This window comes from Candidatus Goldiibacteriota bacterium (assembly GCA_016937715.1).
Taxonomy (GTDB): Bacteria; Oederibacteriota; PGYV01; order PGYV01; family PGYV01; genus PGYV01.
Genome location: JAFGWA010000008.1, coordinates 1 through 23171, shown reverse-complemented (window position 1 = coordinate 23171; position 23171 = coordinate 1). Strand labels below are relative to the sequence as shown.

The window sequence follows — 23171 nt, the reverse complement described above, 5'->3', positions numbered from 1 at the left end:
CATCCCGCGGATTTGCTGTCAGTTTTTAATTGTAGAGGCGCAATATATTGCGCCTTGCTTTGGTGATTTAATTTTTTGCATTGGTAGACGCGGGTCTTTAGCCCGCGGTAGTTGCCGTTGGTTTGTGTAACTGTATTTGCCAAGCGTCAAAGCCTCCAAGCATCTGTTTTGACCGTCCCTTCGTTTATGGTATAATGCATCCATGAAAAAAACAATCATGTTAGTATTAATGCTTTTAACAGCTGCTTTTGCCTATGGGATGCAGCTTGTAAATCTTCCCGGCAATTATTATCAGCCATACGGGGATTTAGGCGGAAAAAATTACCTTTCGTGGAACGCCTGGCGCCTTGAAAAGTTTCATGGGATTAAGGTTATTGTGTTTAATGAACTTAATAAGCAAGAAACTGACCTTAAGGCTAAAGCGCAGGAATATCTGGCTTTGGGCATAAAAACAGAAAATGATAAGGTGATAGCGGTGTATCTGAATAAATACATGCGCCGCGGCGCCATAGCAGTTTCACAGAACCTGAATTATATTATGCCGGCGCAATATTTGGAATACATGGAAGATGACCTGATAGCGCGCATGTTGTGGCGCTGGTATACTTCTGACGCGAAAATACTGGGAAAAGTGCTGGGGGCTTTTATATACAGGCTTGAAAAAAACACACTTTCAAAAGAGGATTTAAGAAAACAAAAGGACGGCATTATAAACATAGATGATAAGGTGTATCTGTTTTCCAAATATCAGCCCTTTAACGACATAATAAAACTGTTTTTCGCGGAACCGGTCAGTTTTATGTTTTACTTTCCGTTTATTACTTTTTTCTTTATGGCAAGGGCGCCGGGGCTGTTGTGGGGTAATAAAATATTTAAAATAGCGAGGGCCTTATGGCTTTTTTTTATGGCATTAACCGCGCTTCTTATTCTTAAAAGGTTTGATGTTTTTTATGCCGAATTTATCTGGGTATTTTCCCTTGCCTGCGGGCTGATGATGCCTTTGTATTTTTATATGGCGGTAATGTACGGCGATAATATAATAATTTCCGCGCAGAACTATATTAATAAAATAACGGGCGGGGCATTTGACAGTCCGAACGCGTTTGAAGGTGAAAATTGGCCAAAATAAAAAGCGTAATTACACTTTTTTTGATAGCGGTGTTGTATGTATTATCTCCTGAGGGAATAAAGGCTGAGAATTGCCTTGATATTATAGGGCTGGCACCGCCTTACGAACAATGCCGGTGGACAGCAAAAATAGAACGTGAAGAAGACGGGCAAAAACAGATAATAAATGCTGATTTTTATTATTCGTGCGGGAAATACAGGATAGAAGAAAACAGCGGCGGCGTTAATAAAGTTTATATTTTAAAAGACAATAAAATTTTTATTCCCAACTATTCATCAAACACGGTATTTGCGGATTCTGCGGCGGAGTATACAAGGTATCTTGGAAAACTGCTTCCTTTCGTGGTAAACGCTAAAAAAAAGGAAGGCGAGTCTAAAAGCGCGCTTTTAGGGATTACAATGTGCGAAAAAACAAATTTCTCTGTTTTAAGGCAGTCTTCTTCAATGTATTTAAAGGCGAAATTAACAGAATGGCGTTATGCAAAAAGCGGTTTTGTGAAAGAGATGCAGATTAAAGCTCCAAAACACGAACTGGATTTTGCCGGCGGCAAAATTACAGCGGGGCCGCTTTTAGAAAAATACAGGATGAAAAAACTTGTAAAAACAAAATTAAATCCGGCTTTATTTGAGATTCCTGCCGATATGAAGGTTTATGATATAGCGGCAGAGTACAATAAACGCGCTGTACAGCGGGGTATAAACATAAAACCGGAAAGCACGGTTAAGTTTAAGGCGGGTAAAAAGTGAAATACGCAAATGTGGCGGTTTTTTCGGCAATTGACGCCCTTTTAACGTACGCTGTCCCGGAAAATTTAAGTGTCATTAAAGGGTGCAGGGTAATGGTGCCTTTAGGGCAAAAACTGGCAACCGGAATAGTAATAGATAATAATCTTAAAAACGCTGGTATAGACACAAACCGGATAAAACCAATAGAACGTATTGTTGACGCTGAACCTGTGATAAGTGATGAACTGATGAAGCTGGGGCTTTGGCTTGCGCAGTATTATATTTCTCCGCCGGGAATTGTTTTTTCCTCGATGCTTGCCGCTTTGTTAAAAGTAAATTCAAAAAAGATTATACGTTTAAGGGCGGATTTTACAGGCGCGGCAAAGCTTGAGGGGCAGGAAAAACTTTTATATGATTTTCTTTATAAAAGAAGGGGAAAAAAGGCCGATATCAGGGATGCCCAGAGCATACTTAACTTAAAAAATATTTATAAAATTACCGAATCGCTTGAAGAAAAAGGCGCGCTGCGTTCCGAATTTTCCGCGAAGGTAAAGGAAAAACGCCAGCCGTCCAAAGCGCCGGACAGCGGTGCTGCTGAAATTGAAACCCATAAGGAACTTACAGCGGAACAGAAACACGCGCTGTTAAAAATAAATTCAGCGATAGACATTAATAAGTTTACAGCATTTCTTGTGTTTGGGGTGACAGGTTCCGGCAAGACAGAAGTTTATATTAAGGCTGCGGAGCATACCGTAAAAAAGGGAAAAAAGGTAATTGTACTGGTGCCGGAAATATTTTTAACTCCGCAGATAATGGAGCGTTTTAAAAGGGCGTTTGGGGAGCGCGTGGCGGTATATCACAGCGGCCTTGAAGAAGGCGAAAGGCTGCATGAATGGCTTAAAATAAAGAACAACGGTGCTGATGTGGTTGTAGGGACACGGTCATCCGTATTCGCGCCCTTTGATAACATAGGCCTTATAATAGTAGACGAAGAGTTTGACAGTTCTTATAAACAGGAAAGCGAGCCGCGATATAACGGACGTGATGTTGCCGTATATCGCGCCAAAATGAATAATGCGGTGGTTATACTGGGAAGCGCCACACCTTCCGCGGAATCGTATCACAACGCCGTCACCGGTAAATATGAAATGATAAAACTTGAAAAAAGAGTGCACGGAAGGCCGATGCCTGATATTAAAGTGGTGGATATGAAAGCTGACTGGCAGCACGGGCAGGAATTATTCCTGTCAGATATGCTTTTGGATCCGATGAAAGAGACGTTAAAGGCGGGGGAACAGGCAATACTGTTTATGAACCGCAGGGGTTTTTCAAGTTTCATCTTCTGCAAAAAGTGCGGCCATATAGAAAAGTGCGACAACTGCGACATACCGCTTGTTTTTCATAAAGAAGGCAATGACATGCGGTGCCATTACTGTGACCTAAGCGTAAAGCCTTCTGTCTATTGCCCGAAATGTAAAAGTAAATTAAGTTTTTCCGGCACCGGTACGCAGAAGATAGAAGAAGTGATAACCAAATTTTTCCCCGATAAAAGGATAAAACGCGTGGATATGGACACCATGAGCGGTAAAAACGAATACTTTGAAGTGTACAGGCAAATAAAAGAAAAAGAGATAGATATATTAATAGGCACCCAGATGATAGCAAAGGGTTTTGATTTTCCCGAAGTGACTTTTGTAGGCGTTGTGGGAATAGATTCTGTTTTAAACCTGCCGGACTTCAGGGCTGAAGAGCGCGTCTTTCAGCTTTTAACGCAGGTGGCTGGAAGGACAGGCCGCGGCGGAAAAAACGGGACTGTGGCAATACAGACATACAATCCTGACGCAGTGGGCATTAAATACGTAAAAAAATATGAAATTGAAAAATTCTATCAGGAACAGTTAAGCATAAGAAAAGAGATGAACTATCCCCCTTACACCGGGATAATTCAGTTTGTATGTAAGGACGAGGACCACGATAAAGCTGAAAAAGCAGGGGATAAACTGCGCGCTGCAATTGACGAACAGATAGAAATAAATAAGATAAGCGGAATAGAAGTTCTTGGGCCGTGCGACGCCCCGCTTTCGCGGATAAGAAACAAATATAGGATAAGCATCCTTATTAAAGGAAAGTCGCGCAAAGAACTGAATTTTATAGCCCGCGAGGCAAGGAAAAAAGTGAAAGGCGCGGACGTAACGGTCATTGTAGACCCGGCGAGCACGTTATAAAGATAGAGGGACGGATGTACGGAGGGACAGAGGGACGGAAGATTGTTCCTGGCACGTTCACTGGTATACTTGTTGTAAACAATCATCCGTGTATCTGATCGTTGTTGTTTGGTCTGTGTTTATGGGAGTGAATTTTTTAATTTGGCAGATGAGGGTCTTCAGCCTGCGGTTGGAGCGAGTTTGTGAGCGGAAAAGTTTAAAACAGCGAATTAAGCTAGAAGTAGATAAGCAAAGGCAACAGCACAGAAGATCGGTTTTGCCGATCATCCGTGCATCCGTCCCTCTGTCCCTCAGGTTCTATTATATGTTATAATAATTTAATTATCACAGGAGGTTTAAATGGCAAAAGCAGAAGGAAGGACGTATGATTTTTTACCGGAATCTAAAATAGATACAAAAGCGCTGGAAACTATAAAATATGAAGGCGGAAAGCAGCTTATTGAATATAAAACAAAAGAATTTTCCGCTGTATGCCCTTTTTCCGGGCTTCCGGATGTGGCAGAAGTGGTTATTACCTATATCCCTGCCGCTAAAATACTTGAACTAAAAGCGCTTAAATATTACTTTGTAAGCTTCCGCAATGTGGGTATTTATCAGGAAAAAGCCACTAACCGTATTTTTACTGATATTAAAAAAATATTAAATCCAAAATATCTTCTTGTAGAAACGGTTTACAATACAAGAGGGGGGATAGACGCCAAATGCGCGATGGAGTTTGGAAAGCGCTGACAGCAGGCATACTGCTGACATTTTTTTTAATTTCCTGTGCTGAAAAAAAGCCGGGTATTAAAGAACGCTTTGATTCAGGGGATATTACATCTATAAAGTCTGCCCTTATTGATATGTGGCGGTTGAATGACAGCAGTTACATGGTGGATTCCTTAAAATTCCTTGAAGATGAAAACCTGTACCCTTATGCGGCAAAAACGCTTGCTTTAATGGATTCACCCATGGCAGACATGATAGTTGTGGGGAGAATGGCAGGGGCTAAAAATAAAAAAGGACACCTTTTATATTTTCTTCTATCTTCCAAAAATAGAAAAGCACCGGCAGATGTTTTAACGTTCATAGAAGTAAACTATAAAGATTTAAACGGTCAGGAGAAAATGCTTGCCGATGCGGTGCTTTTTAGAAACGGCAAGGCTTCTATATTAACCTTTGATGGTGCTGAAAAACTGGATGTGGTCAGTTTAAATGAAATATGCCTTTTGGCAGGTGAAGCAAAATACAGGCAGGCGCTGCCTTTTTTGGCCGCGTTTAAAAGTAATCCGGATATATCAGGTCCGGCATTGCGGGCAATGAATTTAATTAATTCAAAAAATGTCATTAAATACGATTTTAAAGGCAGGGTGATTTCTAAAAATCCATACTGGAAGAAATATGAAGGCAATCCTGTGATTCCGATTGTACAAAACTCTTATAAAAGCTGGCACACGGCAAACCCGGATATTCTTATAGATAATAATACAATGTATTTTTATTACAGGGGCGGAGACGGGCATGACAAAATATGCCTTGCCACATCTTCAATGGAAACTTTTGACGCTGTGCATTTTATTGATTATTTAAAAAATCCCGTAGTGGGGATTGGCAATAAAGGGGCTTTTGATGACAATGCCGCGCTTGACCCGGCCGCGATACATTTCAAAGGAAAGGTATTTCTTTATTATAGCGGCTTAGGCGAAGGGGATGACAGCATAGGGCTTGCGGTGTCAAAAGATTTTTATGATTTTAAGAAATATAAGAAACCGGTTATTAAAGGCAGGGCGCCGGAAGCGGTATTAAAGGACGGTGTAATTTATCTTTATTATGTACTGCCAAACGCCAAAACAGGATACTCCATTTACCTTGCCACGTCTGATGACGGTTATAATTTCACAAAATACTCTGATAAACCTGTATTTGAACCTGCGCCTGATGTTAATACGTGGGATGGAAAAAGTGTGACCACGCCAAGAATAACAGAAAAGAACGGTATTTATTACATGCTTTATTGCGGGGATAACAAATATATTGATTACCCGCCATTTTTTGGGCTGGCATATTCCTATGACCTTGTAAACTGGCACCGCGGCACACAGAACCCTGTATTTTCACGTTCTGCTAAAGGGGCTTTTGATGGCGGAGGAATATGGTACGGCCAGTTATATGAACATAAAGGGAAAACGTATATGTGGTATGAAGGATGGGGCGGCGGTCCGGAATCGCATGATAAGGAATACGGACCCGGCAGGTCACAGATAGGCCTTGCGGTGTCGGAATATGCGGTGGAGGAAATGCTTTAAGTAATGAGGCTTGGACGCTTGGATGCTTGGAAGGTTTAGTAGACGCGGGTCTTTAGCCCGCGGTTGTTGATTCAAAAAAATAGCAAATTAAGCTTTAGGCAGTTAAGCAGAAGCGGAGAACGGCGGTTTGGTTGGTTTTACTAAACATCCAACCATCTAAGCGTCAAAGCATCGGCATTACAGGAGGGATTTGGTGAAAATAAAGTTAAATAAAATCGGGATGGCACTGTTAATATTATGCGGGATTCTTGTAATAACCATGATAATTAATACAGTTAAACCTATGCCTGAAGGTACAGATATAACCGGAACTGTATATAACATACCGGATGATTCTGTTAAATTCCTGTGTGATGTCACATATGTTAACGCTGACGGAAAGCGTGTCGTGGAACAGGAAATATTTGATGAAATATTCAGCATGATAAAAGAAGCTAAAGAAGTCATAATAGCCGACATATTTCTTATCAACGGTTTTCAGGGTTCAAAACCTGAAAACTTCAGAAAGTTAAGTTCTGAATTCTGTAATACACTTGTTAAAAAGAAAACAGATAATCCCGGTGTTTTTATCTCTGTTACCACAGACCCCATCAATACCCAGTATGGAGGTGTGAAGTCAGAAAATTTTGAAGCAATGAAAAAAGCCGGTATTGTTGTTACGATTACCGCCCTTGAAAAACTGCGTGACAGCGTGTTTTTGTATTCGGCGTTCTGGAGGCTTTTCTTTCAGTGGATGGGAAATTCGGATAAGGGAGGATTATTGCCGAATTTGCTTGCTGCTGATGACAAGAAAATAACCGTTCGGTCTATTTTAAAACTTTTAAATTTAAAAGCCAACCACAGAAAAATTGTAATTGCCGATGCGCCGGGCAATAAGATGTCTGTTCTTATTACATCAAATAACGCAAGCGATGCGTCAAGCGCCCATGGCAATACGGCTGTGCGTATTGATGATTTTGTCTGGAAAGATGCGATAAAAAGCGAGGCAGGCATAGCGGAATTTTCCGGGTCAAAGTTTGAATATAAGCCGGGGGATGTAAAAGATAATACAGGGGCAACACAAGCTTCTTTTATCACCGAAAAAGCGATAAAGAGAACGCTTATTAAAAAGATAAAGGCGTCAGAAAAAGGCTCTTCAATTAAGGTTGTGATGTTTTACTTAAGCGAGAGGGATATTATAAAGCAACTTGCAAGGGCCGCCAAAAGAGGGGTGGATGTAAAAATTATTCTTGACCCTAATAAAGACTCTTTTGGCAGGCAGCGTGACGGCACGCCAAACAGGCCTGCGGCAAATGAACTTTACGAATTGTCGGATAAACTGGCAAAGATAAGGTGGTATAACACAAACGGGGAACAGTGCCACGGCAAGATGTTTATATTTGAAAACGGCGGGAATTACAGCATGATACAGGGTTCCTGCAATATGACCAGAAGGAACATGGATAATCTTAATCTGGAAGCTGATATAATGGTGGAATGCGGAGGGAAGACGGTATTTTTTGATAAGGCCGAAGGGTACTTTAACCGGATATGGTTCAATGATGACGGCAACACATATACTGTTGATTTTGAAAAATACAGAGACACAAGGACGTTATTAAAGTTAAAATACAAACTGCAGGAAATGACAGGCTGGTGCAGTTTTTAAAAATGGAGGAAATATGATCAGGTTAATTAACAAATTTCTGCACGGGTTTAGGGTGGAAGATATGCTTTCAGAAGATGCGGTTGAAAAACTGGCGCAGCTGTCAGACGCACAGCAGAAAGCAGGCCCGCCCACCGCGGATATGATTATGGGATTTTCAGCGGCAGGGCTTTTATGGACGGTAATTTTCAGCGGTGTAGGCGTATTTGCGTTTCTTTACGGAAAAAGAAAAGCAAACGCGGTTTATATTGTTGACGGGATACTGCTTATGGCATATCCGATGCTGGTAAAAGATACAACAATGATTGTCCTTGTGGGGGTTGTTCTTTCGGCGGTTTTGTTTTTATTTAAAAAATAAAAAGGAGGCAAAGATGAACATTTGCGTATTCTGCGCTTCTTCTGACGCTCTTGATAAAGTATATTTTGATGACGCGGTATTATTGGGCGAAAAGATGGCAAAAAGGGGAAGTACGCTTGTATATGGAGGTAGTAATAAAGGGTTAATGGGTGCGATTGCCAATACCGTACAGAAAAACGGCGGTAAGGTTATCGGGATAATTCCAAGGGCTATAAAGGATATGGGCGTTGGAAAAGAAGACCTTGATGAAGTGATAATAGCGGAAGGGTTAAGGGAAAGAAAAGCGCTGATGGATGAACGGTCAGACGCTTTTGTATTTTTACCCGGCGGCTCCGGCACTCTGGAAGAAGCCATGGAACTTATAACATTAAAACAGCTGCATTATCACGACCGTCCGCTGGTATTTTTAAATACAAACGGGTTTTATAACAGCCTGGTTTTCCTCTTCCGTAAAATGCAGGACGAAAAATTCATTAAACCCGATTTCTTCAAACTGTTCTATATGGCGGAGACTGTGGATGATATTTTTTATTTCTTTGATAACTACAAACCGGAAAAGACGGATACTAAGTGGTTTTAAACCGGATAGAACCGGTTATATATAAAATTTAGCAGATAATATTTTTTATAGAAGAAACAGCGTATTGCGAAACGTCACGCACTGCGTGACGAATTGTCAGGGACGCATTAAAATTATATGTGTTAACCATTTTTTCTAATATACCTCAACCGTTCCCTGTTATTAAGATTAATCCCTTGAGTAAATTTCCTTGAAATGCAGAAACGCTGTAATATCCATAATAAATATTACTATTTACTACTTTTACTTGCTTTTTATAGTTTTCATGTGTATATTCTAATTGAAGAATAAAACAGGAGGTGTGTGATATGGCTGTGAAGGAGCGTCTTTCAGGTACGGAAAAGCAGGATGTTGTATCAATAAAAATACCGCATAGTATTAATATAAATGTCCGTAGTATTTGCGAAGAAAAAGGGTTAAAAATGAACCGTTTTATAGCGGATGCTATTGAAAGCGCGGTAAAAAGAGTCAGGGAAGAAGATGCGGTACTTGACTATTACAGGCATCAGAAAGAGAAAGAAACCGCCCTGAGTTTTATGGAAGCTGCCGAAAAGTACGGTCTGAAGGATAAATTTTTTGCAAATGGTAAACAACGGAAGGGCAAGGTATAAAGGTATTTAATGACCCCTTTGCATCCTATGAAATTCAGGCAGATGTTTTTAAATCAGATGGAGACTGTCAGAAAATTCGATATTCATGGTCCGGATAATATATTATCCGAGGTACATAACTATCTATGTAGAATGTCGAGGCCTTATCCTGATTACAAAAGGCATGGAATTACTATTGTTCAGTTAAAAGTAGGGGATAAAAAGAACTTTTTCCGGTATAAAAGAGATAAATTTGATTACAGTTTCAGCTTTGAATCAGCATCCGATGGATACATATATTTAGCCGAACTTTCTATTAAAGAGCATGACGGGAAATTCAGTATTGTAGAGGAATAAAAAAAGGCGGCGATTACTCGCCGTCTTTTTTTATTTATTTGGGATCAGTAGTAGTTCATGTATTGATTAAAATTCGAAATAATATTTCTTATGTAAATAATTATTGACAAATCGCTATATTGTAATGTACTATACCGTGTAAAGCGATATAGATGGAGGAGAAATGGATTCGATTGATAAGTGGCTAATACAGGTAAAAAAAGGCATAGCTGAACTTTCTGTGCTTAATATTTTAGAAGTAAAAGAGATGTATGGTTATGATATTGCGAAAACACTGGAAACGATTCCTGATTTTGATATTAAAAGCGGCACTATTTATCCATTGCTTTCAAGGCTGAAAAAACAAGGGCTTGTCAAGACTCGCCTTGTTGAATCGAATGAAGGTCCTGTTAGAAAGTATTATTCATTAACTAAGGAAGGTATAGAAGCTACAAAAGTCATGAATGGCTATTTGGAATCACTAGTAATGAAAATGAAAAAACTAAGAAGAGAAAAGGGGTAAATTATGAAATGGACGAGGGATGCAAAAACAATACTGAAAAATTACTTATCAGATGTTAAAAAGTCAGTAGACCCAGCAGAGGCAAATCCAAAAGACGTCTCTGAAGACCTTCATGGGCATATTGTTGAAACGCTTTTAAGAAAGAAGTTAAGAGTAATTGGTGATACGGAAGTGCAGGAAGTTATTAAAGAAATTGGTTTCAATATAAAGAAAAAAGCACATAAAGAGAAAATAAGGGGAAAAGCTAAAAGAATTGGAATGTTTTCAACTACTGCGATAATTATTCTGGGAGTAATATTTCCTGTTATCGCTATTCTTGTTGAGCTGCTTTTTAGGCCTTGTACAGTAGTTTTTTTTGATCCCATACCGACTATATGGCATATTTTTGTGGTTTGTATAATACCTTTAGGCAATCTTTTTGTTTTAAATACAATAAAAAGCTGTAATAAAAACAATTATAAGATCGCAAGTGTTATTATTGGATGTGCTATAGGGGCATCGCTCATGTTCATAATTACGCTCTTTCCCGTGATAATTATTTCAGGCTTTTCTGTAATAGCTTTATTTGGAATATTTTTCTACGGACTTGGAATCTACCCATTTTTCCCAGTTGCTGCTATTGTTGTTTCGATAATTCTTTCTGTGAAACTTAGAAGTACATTTGACTACAATAATAAAGAAAAAAGTATTGCCTGGACGGGTATAATTGCAGTTGCTATTTTTATGATACTTATCAATTTACAGTATTTTGTTACTGATCTTGGTATTAGAAAAGCCCTATCTACTGATAGCGTGGCAAGCAATAAAGCGGTTGAAATGTTAAGAAGTTTTGGAAATAAAAAGTATATACTTATGAATTGTTATGATCAAAGACGATTATCATTTGTAAACCCTCTATCTTGGTTTAGTTCGTTTATGTCCCCGGATAGAGAAGCGGAATTTGTAAATCCGGAGGATGCACGGACAGTATATTATAGAGTATACGGAGAAAGTTTTAATGTATACTCACGCAAAGATGTATTAAATGAAGGTGTTTTTCCAGGTGTTATGCTGCCTCCTTTTGGTGATTTTGATGATGAGGCGGGTAATGTTGATGTGGGGGGGAAAATAAACGGCATTAATCTTATAAGTTCTACGATTGATGGAACTATTGATTCGGATTCAGGAATTGCATATTCTGAGTGGTTTTTTGAATTTGAGAATAAGACCAAAATACAGCAGGAAGCCCGCGCTCTAATAGCTTTACCGCACGGAAGTGTTGCCACAAGAATGACGCTTTGGGTGAATGGCGAGGAGCAGGAAGCTGTTTTTGCCAAAAAAAGTAAAGTTGTTGAGGCGTATCAGAGTACTGTCAGGAAAAGAAGAGATCCATCTCTTTTAACATCGAAAGGCAGAGACAGAGTTATGCTTCAATGCTATCCTATTGCTGAGAACGGCGGAAAAATGAAAGTGCGTATAGGTTTTACAAGTCCGATGAGGATAGAAGGAAAGGGAACTGAGGCATTGCTTGAATTGCCTTATATTTCAGATTCGAATTTTTATATACATAATAATGTAAGGCATTCGGTTTGGTATGAGTCTAAAAACAGTATAAATTCAGAGAATCTAAATTTGAAGCCCGAAAATCCTGATGATAAGCTATATGCCCTGAGAGGGATAATAAAAGATACAGAACTCTTTGAAGGGAAAAGTTTATTGCGTGTCAGCAGAAACATGGACGTTAACAGAGTGTGGTCAAAAGATGTTTATGGATCTAAATTTTATGTTACTCAGGAAATTGTAGAAGAGAAGAATATAATTCCTGAAAAATTGATAGTGGTCATAGATGGATCAAAAGATATGAAAGCATATATCGATTTAACTAAAAAAGCTTTTTCTACCCTGCAAGTTAAAGATATTGTCTATGTTATTGCGGACAAGAATATTTCTATTGTTGATTTGGAAAAGATTTCCTCTAAATCGTTTAAAGGTGGTGTTGATAATATACCCGCGCTTGAAAAGGCATGGGATCTTGCCGGGTCAAAAAGTAATTCGGCCATATTATGGATACACGGAGGGCAACCGATGATTATGAGCCCGACAATTTTTTTGGAGCAAAAATGGAAAAGGCGCCCGGGAAAAGTAAAACTATATGATTTGGCTGTAAATGGAAAAAGGAACAGGATAAGCGAAAGTTTTGAATCAAATAACATGGTGGAAAATGTATATACAAAAGGTGATGTGTATGAGGATTTGAGATCGCTTTTTTTAATTTGGGAGGGAAAGCTTGGCGTTAAAAAATATGTAAGAGAATGGGTAAATACTCGACCAAGTGAAGGTAAACAGACTTCGGATCATCTTGCAAGATTATGGGCTTATGATAAAGTGCTCTTTGGCGGAAGTGATGCCCTGGAATTTGCGGGTAAATATAAATTAATAACTCACATAAGTGGAGCTGTTGTTCTTGAAAATCAAAATCAATATGAGCAATTTGGGTTGGATAAGAATTCCGGCGAATCTGTTGGGAAAGTTCCTTCTGTTCCCGAACCTGAAGAATGGATAATGATAATAATCGCTATGGTTGCAGTGTTGATACTGGTATTGTTGGGCAAGAAAACAGAATGCAAAAACTATCATTAATTAAAGGGAAATTGACCGTAATTGCCACGATTGTGGTTTTTTGGCCTGTGTGGATATGGTATGTGAGAAGAATATTGTATTCAACTTTTGAATATGTATCTGTAATACCTTTAATTGCTATAATTTTTTTTATTGTTCGTGATAAGAAAATTGCCTGTATTATTGAACTGAAGAAATATAATCTATTTATTTTATTAATGTCCGTTTATATAATTCTTTTTCATTATATACCTGAACTTGTAAGGGCGTTTCTGGCATTTTCTATCATTGCTTTTCTTTTAAGTGAAGTATATTTTAAAATTAAAATTAATTTTACATTATTGGGTTTGTTTTTTTTGTCGCTGCCTGTTATTCCTACTATTGATTTTTATTTTGGTTATCCTTTGAGATTATTAGCGACAAATATCTCGTTTTTGCTTATAAGAATGTCTGGATATAGAGTGGAACTGGAAGGGACTATGATTGAATATGGAAATAGATTTGTATGTGTTGATGCTCCGTGCAGTGGCATAAAAATGTTATGGACGGGTATTCTCCTCTCATTTATCCTAACTGGTTTTTTCCGTTTTACAAATAAAAAGACTTTGATTTTATCCATTTATGCATTTATTTTTGTGATTGCAGGAAATATAATTAGGTCGACATTGCTTTTTTTCACTGAGTCAGGCATATTTGTTATGCCGGAATGGTTTCATGCGGCTGTTGGCGCGGCTATTTTTATTTCCTTAACTGCAGTCATTACTCTTACAGCTTATTATATGGATAAAAAATTATGAGAATTATTATTTATTTTATTTTATGTTTTATGGCTGCGATAATTCCATTTGTGAATTTTTACAGTGTAAAAACAAATAGTAATATACCCGATTTTCCGGGTTGGCCATTTGAATTTGAAGGTGTAAAACTCATAACTGAACATATGGATGATAGAGAAGTTAAGTACTATACTGATTTCCCGGGGAAGAGCAATCGTTTTACTGATGGTAGACGAAAAATTATAATAAGGTGGGTATATAATCAAACTAGAAAACTTCACCCTTCTTCAGAATGTTTTGTTGGCTCGGGTTATAAAGTTAAACCAATGCCTTTATATAAGGATAAAGATGGAAATATATGGGGTGTTTTTAAGGCTTCTAAAAAAGATAGTGTTTTTTTAGTCAGGGAAAGAATTTATGGGATTAATACAAGCTATAGTGATGTTTCTGCGTGGTATTGGGCGGTTTTAATGAAAAAGACTATTTCTCCTTGGTGGGTAATTACGGTAGCTGAAAGAGTGGATAAATAAAAAAAGGCGGCGAGTAATCGCCGCCTTTTGATTTATATTATTATTACCAGCCCAGTATCTGTTTTTCTTTATAGAATTCTCCGCTTACAAGGTCTTTCGTGTCTGCGGTGGCTAACCATATGGGGGTTACAATTCCTTCTTCAATTGAAAGGGGGGCCTGCGGGCCGCCTAAATCTGTCTTAACCCAGCCCGGGTCAACGGAAAACACTTTAACTTTGGTGTTCTTCAATTCCTCGGCTAAAAATTTTGTCAGCTGGTTTATGGCTGTTTTTGAAATGCTGTATGACGGGTATGGCCCCATTCTTGGAACTGAAAGCTGGCCCAAGCCCGATGAAAAATTCACAATCCTTGCGTCATCAGATTTCTTCATTAACGGCACTATGTTTTTGCATATCCATACAGGCCCTACCAGGTTAATCTGCATTATCTTCTGGAACATCTTAAGGTTAAGGTTTTCAATTCCTGTTTCGCCGGGTTCTGAATTTACCCCCGCGTTATTTATCAGTATATCCACCACAGGGAACTTTTTGGCGACTTCTTTTGCGAATTTATTAATTGAATTGGTGTCATCCACCTTTACCTGCATAGCTATTGCTTTATAACCTTTTGCCGTCAGCTTTGTCGCGGCTTCTTTTCCTTTTTTAGCATCCCTGCACGCCATAATAACTGTCGCTCCCATTGACGCAAGTTTTTCTGACATTGCAAAACCAAGCCCGCGGTTAGCGCCTGTTATTATTGCTGTTTTTCCTTTAACGTCCATTTATAGTACCTCCGGTAATTTGATATTTTACCTGACCATTTTAATACATTGACAGTTAATGTCAATACTCATTTTAACGTTCAAAATAAGAGTTTAAAAGGATTTATTGATTTTGTTTTGCATTATGATATAATGCCGAAAATTAAAAAAGTTTTAAAAGGAGACATCAATGGGCGTAATGAATGATAAATGGATAAAGATGATGGCAAAAAAGGGGATGATAGAACCATTTCAGGCAAAGCAGGTGGCAAAGGGAGTAATATCTTCCGGCGTGTCTTCGTACGGTTATGATATGAGAATATCTGATGAGTTTAAAATTTTTAATCCCGCTTCCAAAACGATAGTTGACCCCAAGAACTTTGATATATCGCACTTCATTGATTATAAGGGAAAAGAATGTATCATTCCGCCTAACTCTTATGTGCTTGCAAAAAGCGTGGAATATTTCCGTATTCCGCGTGATATTGTGACCATTACTTTCGGCAAGTCCACATACGCCAGAAGCGGCATCTTTATGAATATCACTCCTTTTGAACCTGAATGGGAAGGGTTTGTCACCATTTCAATTTCAAACCTTACTCCGTTACCGGCGAAACTTTACGCTAACGAAGGCATAGCGCAGGTTCTGTTTTTAAAAGCGGAAGAACCGTGTGAGGTTTCTTACGCTGACAAAAAAGGCAAGTATCAGGCGCAGAAAAAGATTACTATAGCCAAAATAAAAAAGTAAAAACCGGGCAGCGTGCAGAACAAATGGGATTAATAGGGGTACATGTATCCATAGCAGGCGGAATATATAATGCCGTGTCAGAAGGCATAAGGACGGGCTGTGAAGCCATTCAGATATTTACCGCCAATCAAAGGACGTGGGATGTTAAGACGCCGCCCGCGGCTGATGTTAAAAGATTTATTGAAGACTTTAAGAACAGCGGAATGAAAAAAGCAGTTGCCCACGATTCGTACCTGATTAATCTTGCAAGCACAGACGGCGCAAAACTGTCACAGTCCAGAAATGCTTTTTATGAAGAGATGGAAAGGGTGCAGGCATTAAAACTTGACGGCCTTGTCTTTCATCCGGGCAGTTACCGCGGCGGCACATTAGAGCAGGGGCTTGATACGGTGGCGCAAAGCATGAATCTGGCGCTGTCGCGCATGAAAAAGTTTAACTCTAAATTATTACTGGAAATAACGGCAGGCACGGGAAATACCATCGGCGGCAGTTTTGAAGAAGTTGCCTATATACTTGATAAAGTTAAAGATAAAGAGAAAACCGGTGTGTGTTTTGACACCGCGCACGCGTTTGGCGCGGGATATGACCTTAAAAATGAATATGAAAAAACACTTAAAAAATTTGATTCAATAATAGGGTTTGAAAAACTTCTGTGTTTTCACGCCAACGATTCAATGGTGGAGCTTGGTTCCAAAAAAGACAGGCATCAGCATCTGGGGCAGGGCGAGATTGGAATTGAGTTTTTTAGAAAACTTATAAATGACAAAAGGTTTAAAGATACACCGGTTATCATGGAAACGCCGGATGAAGATGACATGGATATAAAAAATATTAAACTGATGAAAAGCCTGCGCGGGCAGTAAGGAAAAAATGAGAGAACTTCATACCGGCAATTTAAAATCACATATAATACATCTGTCCTGGCCTATGATTACGGCAAATGTGCTGCAGAATCTTGCCGCGGGATTTGAAATGTATCTTATAGGAATAATAAATCTGGAAGCGCTGGCGGCTTTTGCCATCGTTATGTCAAGTTTTTACGGGTTGTATCTTTCCCTGCACGGCGGGCTTATTAACGCGGCCATTACTATGACGTCGCGTTATACCGGAAGGGGAAACCACGCGGAACTTAACCGTGCTGTGGCGCAGATGCTTATTTTTGCTGTTCTGGCTTTTGGTTTATTCAGCCTGGCCGCGTATATTTTTATGGATCCAATGCTTGTGTTTTTTGGCGCTAAAGGCGAAGTTTTCACGATGGCAAAAGAATACACATCCATAATGTTATTAAGTTTTCTGCCCTTTGCTGTGTTCTCTGTTTTTCTTGGTGTTTTAAGGGGTGCGGGTGATTCCATAACACCCTTAAAAGTAGTGGCCCTTATGTCCGTGTTTTGGGTGATATTGAATCCTATTTTTATATTTAAACTTAACCTTGGTTTAAAAGGCGTGGCTCTTACAGCTTTGTGCACAAATACTTTAATGGCGCTTGTTTACGGCTTTATATTTTTAAAAGGCAGGCACTTTTTTAAGCTTAAGGCGGAATATTTTAAGCCGGACAGGATTCTGTTTAAAACTTACGCGCAGTTTTCAGTCAAGGCGATACTGCAGGGATTTGTTTTTGACGCCAGTTCAATGTTAATGCTTAAGCTTATCTCCGGATACGGTAACGCGTTTATAGCAGCGTACGGAATAGTATTAAGGATAGGGTATTTTGTAATGATGATAGGGTGGCCAATAGGCAATTCCGGCGGCGTGGTGGTGGGGCACAACCTGGGTGCCGGGTATAAGGACAGGGCAATGCGGGCTGTGAAAGACGCGGCGGCTGTTTTTTCCGTTTTTACAATACCGGCTGCTTTAGTGTATTTTTTCTTCCCTGAATTTGTGCTTGGCCTGTTTACATCTGACCCGGCGACTTTAAATTACGGGCGGTATTTTATGAAAACAATTGCTTTTGCTCTTCCTCTTATGGGCGCCGGGCTTATGGCGCAGAGCGCGTTTAACGCTGCGGGGGCGATTGGATTCTCACTTGTTTTAAGTTTCATAGTTTACTGGCCGGTGCGCATAGTTATGGCTTTAATTCTTCCGATGACAGCCCTTAAAGAATACGGAGTATTCTGGGCGATGAGCCTGTCTCTTATATTTTTTGCTTTTATTTACTTGTTCTATTATAAAAGGGAAAATTGGATGAATAGGGAGTTTTGAAGGACGGCAGAATAGAGGGACGGATGCACAGAGGGACAGAGGGACGGAAGGTTAAAAGGACGGAAGGTCAGAAGGACGCAAGGTTGGTTTTACCGAACATCCGTGCATCCGTCCCTCCGTCCCTCGTTATTTAAATATTTGGAGCATAAATGAGAGAACTTGAAAAAGGAAGTATTTTACATAACTTATTATACTTAAGCGTGCCGCTGCTTATTACTAACCTTATGCAGAATTTCTTCTCCATATTTGACATGTTTCTGCTTGGAAAGATAGGCGTGTCGGCGCAGGCAGCCATTTCCATTACCGGATTTATCTTCGGGGTTTTCTGGTCAATGGAAGGCGGGCTTATGACCGGCGCTTCCGCTGTAATTTCCCGCTATGCGGGAAAAAAAGATTATGCGGGGTTAAAAAAAGCGGTTGTTAATGTTATCTTCGCGGGATATGCCATGGGCATACTTTTTGCGCTGATAAATATTATCTTTATGGATAATATACTGGTGTATTTTGGAGCCAAAGGGGAAACGTACGAACTTGCCAAGTCTATATACCTTATGTCGCTTATTTCCCTGATAAATGACAGCGGTTTGTTTGTTTTTTTTGGCGTCTTAAGGGCGGCGGGGGGTATTAGAAAACATTTTTACCTGCTGTTTGTATCTATCGCGCTTAATACAATACTGGAGCCGGTCTTTATTTATGGGTGGGCGGGTTTTCCGCAGCTTGGGATAATAGGCGTGCCCATGGCAAGGCTTATTTCCTATTTTGTAACCACTTTTATTATGATTTACATTCTTACGCAGAAGGAAGGCATCTTAAAGATTCAGATTAAGGATATAAGGCTGGAAAGAAAGTTTCTTTTTAATTATGTGGGGATATCACTTCCGGCCATGCTTCAGGGAGTTGCTTCCAATATTGCGGCGCTGGTAATGCTTAAAATTGCCGCGCCTCACGGCGACGCGCTTTTGGCCACAATGGGAATAGGCAGCAGGATAGATGTTTTTGTAATGATGCTTGGATGGGCTATTGGTTCGTCTGTGGCGGTTATGGTGGGGCATAATATGGGCGCCGGGCAGATTAAACGGGCGGAAGACAGCGTTATAACGGGGCTGAAAATGTACAGCTTATTTACGTTTACCTGCTGGCTTATTGCTTATAATTTTGCGCCGATGATAATTAAGTTTTTCAATCCCGATTATATGGTCATACAATATGGCGTGCAGTATCTAAGAATTGTCTCTCCGTTTTATCTTTTAATGGGTGTAGGCCTGCTTGCGGGCGCGGCGTTTAACGGCGCGGGTTCCACTAAGACGCCGATGTCAATAAATATTGTGGCATTCTTCGCGCTGCAGATTCCGCTGGCGTTTTTCCTCTCGCGTAACCCCGCCATTGGCCATAAAGCGATATTCATAAGTATCGCTTCCGTATTTATATTTCAGGGAATAGTGGGCTGGATATTTTATAAAAAAGGGCATTGGAAAACGAAAGAGATTTAAGGCAGATGCTTGGAATGCTTAGATGCTTTGATGCTTGGCAAATCGGAGGTTCGGTGGTCCGGGTTAGATCTGGCAGCCGCGCGTCTTTGGCCTGCGGCGCTCGTGGCAGTTGTATTTGCTTTTTATAATTATTTTTACCAACCGTCCAAGCCTCTAAGCATCCAAGCATCCAGTTTTACAGGGCTTGGGTATATCTTTTCAGTACGCGCCGCAAACCGGTGTGTTTGCATCCAAACAAACTTGAAATCAAAGGTATGTTTATTCGTTGGCAGCCGTAAGCCCGCGGCACATACGGATTTGCCGGCGATGCATTAAATCGCCCCTGACGCATACGCAGTATGTTAAGGCGGCGCATACTGAAAAAACACACCCAACCCCTGTATGTGTTAAACTAATTTTCGAATTTTGAATTTTCAATGTTTGTTTATTTTTGTTTTTACTTCCGTGCCTCCGTGCATCCGTCCCTCTGTCCCTCCGGTTCTTCATAATTCTTCTCCTGACACATAATTTTATGCTAAAATTATATTAATATAGTTATTTAAAAGAAAATTATGTTTAAGGGGCAGGAATGAAGAAAATTGCCGCTGTGTTTTTGATATTGTTTTTTGCCGTGTCGTCCGTTTCCGCGTACAATAAAATACGCACAAAGGATATGGATTGGCATATTTTTGAAACCCCGCATTTTAAAATTTATTATTATAAATCCGAAGAACTTCTTGCCAAGTTTGGCGTTATTTACGCTGAAGAGGCTTTTGAAAAGATTACCAAGATTCTTGGGTACACCCCAAAAGAAAAAATCCCGCTGTTTATCTATGAAAACCCGATTGATTTTGGCACAACAAATATAACGCTTTCATACCTTGGCGAAGGAACGGGCGGTTTTACGGAAGCTTATAAGAACAGGGTGGTACTGCCGGCAAACGGTTCGCTTAAAGCTTTCAAAGAGGTATTAACCCACGAGATTACGCACGCAATATCATTTGATATATTATACGGCGAAGGCATGCGTTCTTACGCGACTCTTTATAAGGATTTGTTTATGCCGCTGTGGGTAATGGAGGGGTTGGCCGAACACTGCGCGGATGATTTTGACACGCGCGGAGAGATGGTTTTAAGGGACGCGGTTATAAATGACAGGCTGGTGCCGCTGAATAAGGCGGAAGGGTTTTCCCACCTTGAAGAGGTGTATCTTGCTTATAAAGAGGCGCAGAGCGCCATTGATTACATAGCTTCAAAATACGGCGCGGAAAACATACAGAAAATTCTTAAATTTTATACCGACGAATTAAGCACAGAGGCTGTGTTTAGGCAGATATTAAAAAAAGATTTCAGTCAGTTTGAAAAAGAGTGGGCTTTTTATCTTAAGAAAAAATATTGGGCGCAGATACAGGGCCGTGATGAAGCGGTAAAATACGGCCCCGCGCTGACAGAGAATGACCACAGGAACCTTGTTTATAACCTTGCGCCTTCGTTTTCACCGGACGGAAACAGGATTGCGTATGTTTCCACTAAAGAAGGAATTAAAACAATCTTTATAATGAAAAACGATGGTACGGGCAAAGTGCGCCCTTTTATGGCGGAGTTTGAAGGTCTTGATACCAACGGCAATGCGATATCATGGGCAAAAGACGGAAAGCTGTTATATTTTGCCGGAAAAAAACGCGGAAAAATGATTTTGTTTGAAGGCAATGTTGAAAACGGCGCGCTTAAAGAGTATGAAATAGAGGGGATTGATATAATAAGTTCGCCTGCAATATCTCCTGACGGGCGATACATAGCGCTGTGCGGTACGGTGTCCGGTTTCTCGGATGTTTATCTGTATGAGCCTGAAACAGGAAAGCTGTTAAGAATAACTGATAATGTCTATGAAAACAGCGGCGTGTCATGGTCGCAGGACGCAACGGCGCTTGTTTTTTCCGAAGAGCACGAAGGAATAAACATGCTTTGTCATTATGAATTGAAAAGCGGGGTAAAACAGCTATTAACCACGGCAGAAGCGGGTAACTGTGAAACGCCGGTATTTTCGGCGGAAAAAGAAATAATATTTGTCTCTGATAAAAACGGAATATTTAACCTGTACAGTATGATTATTGATACCAAAGAAATCCGCCAGTTGAGCAATGTTTCGGGGGGTGTTTTCTCGCCTTCTGTTTCCGGTGATTTTATAGCTTATTCATATTACGAAGACGGCTGTTATAACGTCTATAAATATCTAAGGAATGCTAAAAGTGATTTTTCCGGCCTGCCTTTGTCCTATTACGGGGAAGCGGGCTTAAAAAAAGAAAACTCTTCTGATACTGCGGGAATAACAGCGGCGGTACAGGAACCCAAGACAACAGGGCAGGACGACCTTGAATTCAGGGAAGAAATTGAAAACAGGGCAGCGGAGCTTATTTCTGAAAATAAAAAATACACCACCGCATTCTCGCCGGATATGATATTTGCCATACTTGGCGCCGGCACGGATACGGGCATAATAGGCGCCGGATATCTGCAGTTATCGGATATGCTGGGCGACCACAATATTGCTGTCCTGTTAAACGCAGTGCCCGGGTATTACACGCAGTTTGAAACGCAGTACCTTTACATGGCGCTGCCGTTTGATTTGTCGTTTTATTTCTTTTACAATCAGAACACGTATAAATTATACGATTTTGAAACAGGTGATTTTTTCTCGCGCCTTGACAGTACGCAGGCGGGCGCGACTGTTGACATGAAATACCCGCTTACCTTATATGACAGCGTGGGAATAAATTTTTCATCACAGCGGGTCTCTGACAGATATACCGAAATAAATTACAGCAGCGGCTATGAATTTGACGGCGACAGGTTTGATATTATAAATGTGGCGGCGCTGTATTATGAACACGATACGGTATCGTGGCGCGATATGTGGCCGGTTTCGGGCAATTATTTCTCTTTATATGTACAGGCCGCTGAAAAAATGTTTGGCGGGACAAGAAGTTACGGTGTGTATCAGGCGGAATTCAGGAAGTATTTTGACCTTAATTTCATAAGCGGTATGAACACCGTGTTTGCGGCGCGTGCCGTAGCCGGGATGACAGACGGCGATGATAAACCGTATTTTGTCTTTGGAGGCATAAACACCCTGCGCGGCGCCGGCTATGGCGAATTTACAGGTGATAAGATAGGGTTTGTGTCCGCGGAACTCCGCCAGACTGTAGCTAAAAACCTTAATTTTAAGCTTTGGCCGTTAGAGTGGTGGATGGTTAAAAATATTAAAACACAGGCATTTATTGATTCCGGATTGGTGAAAACAGGGGTTCTGGAAGCCATAAATGAAAAAGAAATTTTAAGCGGTGCAGGCGTAGGGGTTACCATTGATACTTTTGTGCTGCAGCGCCAGTTTATGCCGATGAAGTTTGAAGTGGCAAAGAGGATAGACAAAACAGATGATATATGGAAATTTTATTTTTCTATAAGCACTGGGTACTGATGGCAGCTCGGCAGCTCGGCAGCTCGGCAGCTCGGCAGGTTTGGCAGGTTTGGCAGGTTTGGCAGGTTTGGTAGACGCGGGTCTTTAGCCCGCGGTAGTTGGTTTGAATGGTTTTAATTTATGGGATATGGGATAAAAGTTTATTGGATAAATTGTAACCGCAAAGTGATAATGTCCTAAATATGCAAAATAGAAATGTCCTATTCCAAGGCGTGGTAGCATAGAAATACGGAGGTGC

General features: G+C 40.2%; 20 protein-coding genes. 19 read left to right on the top strand and 1 reads right to left on the bottom strand.

The genetic code is table 11. The features are described 5' to 3' along the window. Positions 1-202 precede the first annotated feature (202 nt). The 14 genes from JXR81_01405 to JXR81_01340 all read left to right on the top strand — a co-directional run bounded on the left by JXR81_01405 (position 203) and on the right by JXR81_01340 (position 14300). Positions 203-1129, top strand: a complete 927-nt coding sequence (locus JXR81_01405) for a hypothetical protein (protein ID MBN2753500.1) — start codon at positions 203-205, stop codon at positions 1127-1129. Further along, the gene (locus tag JXR81_01400; protein ID MBN2753499.1) at positions 1117-1875 is read left to right on the top strand and encodes a hypothetical protein; all 759 of its coding nucleotides are present in this window, start codon (positions 1117-1119) and stop codon (positions 1873-1875) included. The genes JXR81_01405 and JXR81_01400 overlap by 13 nt, the downstream gene beginning before the upstream one ends. After that, positions 1872-4079, top strand: coding sequence for a primosomal protein N' (priA, locus tag JXR81_01395; GenBank protein ID MBN2753498.1), 2208 nt, complete (start codon positions 1872-1874; stop codon positions 4077-4079). The genes JXR81_01400 and priA overlap by 4 nt, the downstream gene beginning before the upstream one ends. A gap of 339 nt (positions 4080-4418) precedes the next feature. Then, complete coding sequence (gene queF, locus JXR81_01390; protein ID MBN2753497.1) at positions 4419-4808, top strand: NADPH-dependent 7-cyano-7-deazaguanine reductase QueF; 390 nt, start codon at positions 4419-4421, stop codon at positions 4806-4808. Further along, complete coding sequence (locus tag JXR81_01385) at positions 4781-6364, top strand: hypothetical protein (protein MBN2753496.1); 1584 nt, start codon at positions 4781-4783, stop codon at positions 6362-6364. The genes queF and JXR81_01385 overlap by 28 nt, the downstream gene beginning before the upstream one ends. A 193-nt stretch (positions 6365-6557) precedes the next feature. Further along, positions 6558-8012, top strand: coding sequence for a phospholipase (locus tag JXR81_01380; GenBank protein ID MBN2753495.1), 1455 nt, complete (start codon positions 6558-6560; stop codon positions 8010-8012). A gap of 13 nt (positions 8013-8025) precedes the next feature. Further along, positions 8026-8367, top strand: a complete 342-nt coding sequence (locus JXR81_01375; protein ID MBN2753494.1) for a hypothetical protein — start codon at positions 8026-8028, stop codon at positions 8365-8367. A gap of 13 nt (positions 8368-8380) precedes the next feature. Then, on the top strand, positions 8381-8947 hold the full coding sequence (locus tag JXR81_01370) for a TIGR00730 family Rossman fold protein (protein MBN2753493.1): 567 nt from the start codon (positions 8381-8383) through the stop codon (positions 8945-8947). 308 nt (positions 8948-9255) lie between these two features. Continuing rightward, complete coding sequence (locus tag JXR81_01365) at positions 9256-9558, top strand: hypothetical protein (GenBank protein MBN2753492.1); 303 nt, start codon at positions 9256-9258, stop codon at positions 9556-9558. Between the two features lie 27 nt (positions 9559-9585). Beyond that, complete coding sequence (locus JXR81_01360; protein MBN2753491.1) at positions 9586-9894, top strand: hypothetical protein; 309 nt, start codon at positions 9586-9588, stop codon at positions 9892-9894. A gap of 163 nt (positions 9895-10057) precedes the next feature. Then, positions 10058-10396 (top strand): PadR family transcriptional regulator, encoded by a 339-nt coding sequence (locus JXR81_01355; protein ID MBN2753490.1) that lies wholly within the window; start codon positions 10058-10060, stop codon positions 10394-10396. Positions 10397-10399: 3 nt separating this feature from the next. Then, positions 10400-13015 carry a hypothetical protein gene (locus JXR81_01350; protein ID MBN2753489.1) on the top strand — a complete coding sequence of 872 codons (2616 nt, stop codon included), beginning with the start codon at positions 10400-10402 and terminating at the stop codon, positions 13013-13015. Next, positions 12931-13791, top strand: a complete 861-nt coding sequence (locus JXR81_01345) for an archaeosortase/exosortase family protein (protein MBN2753488.1) — start codon at positions 12931-12933, stop codon at positions 13789-13791. Before JXR81_01350 ends, JXR81_01345 begins: the two co-directional genes overlap by 85 nt. Further along, a complete protein-coding gene (locus JXR81_01340) occupies positions 13788-14300 on the top strand; it encodes a hypothetical protein (protein ID MBN2753487.1) in 513 nt (170 codons plus the stop codon). Before JXR81_01345 ends, JXR81_01340 begins: the two co-directional genes overlap by 4 nt. Before the next feature lie 43 nt (positions 14301-14343). Here JXR81_01340 and JXR81_01335 read toward each other — a convergent pair whose 3' ends face one another. After that, positions 14344-15060, bottom strand: coding sequence for an SDR family NAD(P)-dependent oxidoreductase (locus JXR81_01335; protein ID MBN2753486.1), 717 nt, complete (start codon positions 15058-15060; stop codon positions 14344-14346). Positions 15061-15229: 169 nt separating this feature from the next. Here JXR81_01335 and JXR81_01330 point away from each other — a divergent pair, with 169 nt between their 5' ends. The 5 genes from JXR81_01330 to JXR81_01310 all read left to right on the top strand — a co-directional run bounded on the left by JXR81_01330 (position 15230) and on the right by JXR81_01310 (position 22933). Then, complete coding sequence (locus JXR81_01330; GenBank protein ID MBN2753485.1) at positions 15230-15787, top strand: dCTP deaminase; 558 nt, start codon at positions 15230-15232, stop codon at positions 15785-15787. 23 nt (positions 15788-15810) lie between these two features. After that, a complete protein-coding gene (locus JXR81_01325) occupies positions 15811-16650 on the top strand; it encodes a deoxyribonuclease IV (GenBank protein MBN2753484.1) in 840 nt (279 codons plus the stop codon). 7 nt (positions 16651-16657) lie between these two features. Continuing rightward, entirely contained in the window at positions 16658-17986 is a 1329-nt protein-coding gene (locus JXR81_01320) for an MATE family efflux transporter (GenBank protein ID MBN2753483.1), read from the top strand. A 149-nt stretch (positions 17987-18135) separates the two neighbouring features. Beyond that, positions 18136-19476 (top strand): MATE family efflux transporter, encoded by a 1341-nt coding sequence (locus tag JXR81_01315; protein ID MBN2753482.1) that lies wholly within the window; start codon positions 18136-18138, stop codon positions 19474-19476. 568 nt (positions 19477-20044) lie between these two features. Further along, on the top strand, positions 20045-22933 hold the full coding sequence (locus tag JXR81_01310) for a PD40 domain-containing protein (GenBank protein MBN2753481.1): 2889 nt from the start codon (positions 20045-20047) through the stop codon (positions 22931-22933). The last annotated feature ends 238 nt before the right edge of the window (positions 22934-23171 follow it).